At 70.7% G+C, this 4567-nt stretch carries 1 pseudogene; it reads right to left on the bottom strand.

Features of this window, described 5'->3' with window-relative positions:
* Positions 1-4390, bottom strand: a pseudogene (locus AB0K51_RS34575) (hypothetical protein); the annotation flags it as partial.
* Positions 4391-4567: the final 177 nt, after the last annotated feature.

Raw genomic sequence — 4567 nt, 5'->3', positions numbered from 1 at the left:
TACGGGACCACTCCACGACCCGGCGGCCCGGGTCGCCGACCACCCGCGCGTACCAGCCGGGAAACTCCTCACCCACCGGGTGATCGGCCGGCACCTCCGGCACGCTCACCTTCACGCCGAACACCGTGGTGTTTTTTCCGGCCGGGCAGAGCTGCTGCGTCGTGGGCACGTCGAGGGGTTTGTCGAACCACTCGCCGACAGCGTTGGTGAACCTGACCTTGCTGCCGATGATCTCGCCCGTCAGCGGCTGGTGCGCGAACCGGGCACGCTCGGCCGCCGAGCCCAGCAGCTTGAATTCTCTGCCGTTGACGGTGACCGCCTTCTTGGCGGCGGCCACGTGGAAGGTCTTCGGGAGGCGCGCGAGGAAGGTGACCGCGGTCGTCCCGTCGGTGCGCCCGCCCGCGACGGCCGGAGGCGCGGGCAGGAGGGCCGGCGTGGGGTCCGGGTCTGGGTGCCGGTCCGGGTGCCCACGGTCATCGTCGACGTCCATCGGGTGGCCTTCCCCCTCCGGCGCGGGCGACCGGAGCCCGTCCGTCCCCGTCGGCTCCGCTCCGGGCTCGGCGACGGGCACGGGGTCCGCGGCCCTGGCACGGGTCTCTGCTTCCTCCGCCGCGATGCGGTACTCGTACTCGGCGGTCGGCTCGTCGAAAGGTGTCACGTCGCCCTCGGGGGTGAAACCGTCGCCTTCCGTACGGGACCACTCCACGACCCGGCGGCCCGGGTCGCCGACCACCCGCGCGTACCAGCCGGGGAAGGCCTCACCCACCGGGTGATCGGCCGGCGCCCCCGGCACGGTCAACCACACGCCGGCCACGTTTTGACCGCCGGGCTGGAGGGCCCCCTCGCGCGGAGGGGTCTGACCAAGCGTGGCATCGAACGCATCGCCGTCGGCGTTGGTGATCGTGACGTCGTCGCCGGTGCGCTCACCCGTCGGCAGTGTGAAGGTCCTGCTGTTGGAACCGACGTTTTCCGCGTTGGCGGTCGTGTAGAAGAGTTCCGGGATGCGTTCGCGGAAGTCCTGCGGGCCGGTCGAGGCCGACGGGTCCGTGAACGGCCGCCGGGCCTGCTCCGTCGCGAGCCGGTCCTTGTACACAGCGACGGGCTCGTCGTACGGTGCCACGTCGCCCTCGGGTGTGAAGCCGTCACCTCCCGTGCGGGACCACTCCACCACCCGGCGGCCCGGGTCGCCGACCGCCACCCGCGCGTACCAGCCGGGAAACTCCTCACCCACCGGGTGATCCGCCGGCACCCCCGGCACAACCATCTTCACGCCGAACACCGCTTTGGATTTGCCGGCCGGCCAGAGCTGCTGCGTCGTGGGCTCGTCGAGGGATTTCTCGAACCACTGGCCCTCGACATTGGTGAACCTGACCTTGCTGCCGATCCACTCGCCCTTCAACGGCTGGTGCGCGAACCGGGCACGCTCGGCCTCCGACTTCGGCAGCACGAATTGCCTGCCGTTGACGTTGACCTTTCCCTTGGCCGCGACCACGTCGAAGGACTTCGGGACGCGCCCGAGGAATGTGACCGCGGTCGTCCCATTGGTGCGCCCGCCCCCGACGACCGGACCCGCGGACAGGAGGGCCGGCGTGGGGTCCGGGTCTGGGTGCGGGTCCGGGTGCCCACGGTCATCGTCGACGTCCATCGGCTGGCCGTCCCCCTCCGGCGCGGGCGACCGGGGCGCGTCCGTCCCCGTCGGCTCCGCTCCGGGCTCGGCGACGGGCACGGGGTCCGCGGCCCTGGCACGGGTTTCTGCTTTCTCCGCCGCGATGCGGTACTCGTACTCGGCGGTCGGCTCGTCGAAAGGTGTCACGTCGCCCTCGGGTGTGAAGCCGTCGCCTTCCGTGCGGGACCACTCCACGACCCGGTGGCCGTCCACGCCGGCCAACCGCGGGTACCAGCCGGGGAAGGCCTCACCGACCGGGTGATCGGCCGGCGCGTCCGGCACTGTCAACCTCATGCCGAACACGTAGCTGCTGCCTGGCTGGAAGGGCACCTTGCTCTTGAGCCTCCGGCCGAGGGTGGGTTTGAACGAATCGCCGTCGGCGTTGGTCACCGTGACCTTGTCCCCGGTACGCACACCCATGAGTGCCTTGTTCGCGAACAAGGCAAGGCGCTCACCCTTCGGCAGTGTGAATTCCTTCCCGTTGACGCTGACGCTGTGTCCCCTGGAGGTCACGTAGAAGAGTTCCGGGATGCATTCGCGGAAGTTCTGCGGGCCAGTCGGGGCAGGCTGGTCCGTGAACGTTCGCCTGGCCTTCTCCGTCGCGATCCGGAACTCGTACACGGCGGCCGGCTCGTCGTACGGCGACACCTCGCCCTCAGGCGTGAAACCTTCGCCTTCCGTGCGGGACCACTCCACCACCCGACGGCCGTCCGCGCCGACCACCCGCGCGTACCAGCCGGGAAACTCCTCACCCACCGGGTGATCCGCCGGCACCCCCGGCACACTCACCTGCACGCCGAACACCGTGTCGGTTGTGCCGGCCGGCCAGGGCTCCTGCCTCGCGGGCTCGTCGAGGGGGCTCTCGAACCGCTCGCCGACGGCGTTGGTGAACCTGACCTTGCTGCCGATCCGCTCGCCCTTCAACGGCTGGTGCGCGAACCGGGCACGCTCGGCCTCCAAGCTCGGCAGCGTGAAATGCCTGCCGTTGACGTTGACCCCGTCCATGGTCGCGGCCACGTAGAAGGACTTAGGGACGCGCCCGAGGAAGGTGACCGCGGTCGTCCCGTCCGTGCGCCCGCCCCCGACGGCCGGAGGCGCGGGCAGGAGGGCCGGCGTGGGGTCCGGGTCCGGGTGCAGGTCCGGGTGCCCACGGTCATCGTCGACGTCCATCGGCTGGCCGTCCCCCTCCGGCGCGGGAGGCCGGGACTCGTCCGTCCCGGGTCGGGCGGCGGGTGCGGGGTCCGCCGCACTGCGGCGGGCATGTTCCTCCCTCGCGATGCGGTACTTGTACTCGGCGGTCGGCTCGTCGAACGGCGTCACGTCGCCCTCGGGCGTGAAACCGTCGCCTTCCGTGCGGGACCACTCCACGACCCGGTGGCCGTCCACGCCGGCCAACCGCGGATACCAGCCAGGGAAGGCCTCACCCACCGGGTGATCGGCCGGCGCCTCCGGCACGGGCAGCTTCATGCCGAACACATTGCGGCTGCCGGGCTGGAAGGGCCCCTTGTTCTTGAGCCTCCGGCCGAGGGTGGTCTTGAACGAATCGCCGTCGGCGTTGGTGATCGTGACGTCGTCGCCGGTGCGCTCACCCCTCAGCGCCTTGTTCGCGAACAGTTCGTGGCGCTCATCCTTCGGCAGTGTGAAGTCCTTGCCGTTGACGCTGACAGCGTTCGCGTTGGCGACGGCGTAGAAGAGCTCCGGGACGCGCTTGCGGAAGTTCTGCGGGCCGGTCGGGGCCGGCGGGTCGGTGAACGGCCGCTCGGCCTTCTCCGTCGCGATCCGGAACTTGTATACAGCGGCCGGCTCGTCGTACGGCGACACGCCGCCCTCGGGCGTGAAACCGTCGCCTTCAGTGCGGGACCACTCCACCACCCGACGGCCGTCCGCGCCGACCACCCGCGCGTACCAGCCGGGAAACTCCTCACCCACCGGGTGATCCGCCGGCACTCCCGGCACAACCATCGCCACGCCGAACACCGTGTTGCTTTTGCCGGCCGGCCAGGGCTCCTGCCTCGCGGGCTCGTCGAGGGGGCTCTCGAACCACTCGCCGACGGCGTTGGTGAACCTGACCTTGCTGCCGACCAGCTCGCCCTTCAACGGCTGGTGCGCGAACCGGGCACGCTCGGCCTCCAAGTTCGGCAGCGTGAAATGCCTGCCGTTGACGTTGACCGCATCCATGGTCGCGGCCACGTGGAAGACCGTCGGAATGCGCCCGAGGAACGTGACCGCGGTCGCCCCGTCCGTGCGTCTGCCCCCGACGACCGGACCCGCGGACAGGAGCGCCGGCACCGGGTCCTGGCCCGGGTGCCCACGGTCGTCGTCGATGTCCATCGCCTGGCTGTGCTGTTCCGTCGTGGGGGGCCGGGACTCGTCCGTTTCGGGTCGGGTGGTGGGTGCGGGGTGAGGCGTGGGTCGGGTGGTGGGGGTGGTGGCGTCGTAGTGGCCCGGGGAGTGGACCACGACGGTGTAGTTCTGTTCGGTGGCGAGGTGGACTGCTTGGTCGGGTGCGGGGTAGGTGCTGGAGCCGTCGCGGTGGATCGCGGTGACGCGGCCGCTCATCCGGTCGGCGATCAGCAGTCCGGGCCCGAAGTGACGGGCGTAGAGCACGGGAGCGGCGCTGCCGAAGGCGTTGTTCCACTGTCCGTGGGCGGTGACTCTGTCCAGGGCGGTGTTCCAGGCCACGGGGTGGTCGTCCCGTATCCGCTTCAGGAGGTCCTCGTACATGTGCGCGTGGCCGAGTTGGTACGGGAGGGTCTCCGCCGTCAGGCCGAGGGTGTCGTGCAGTTCCGGTTCGTCCAGCAGCAGGTCGCCCAGCATGGTCGGGCCGAAGCGGAAGTCGTCGAACGCCTCCCGGAACCTGTGCGCCACCTCCTCGCGCAGCTCGGCCTCGCCGACGTGCTC

Origin of the sequence: Kitasatospora sp. NPDC049285 (assembly GCF_040678815.1) — a bacterium.
Lineage (GTDB): Bacteria > Actinomycetota > Actinomycetes > Streptomycetales > Streptomycetaceae > Kitasatospora.
The sequence above is the reverse complement of the archived record's forward strand: the minus strand, read 5'-3'. Positions and strand labels throughout refer to the sequence as shown.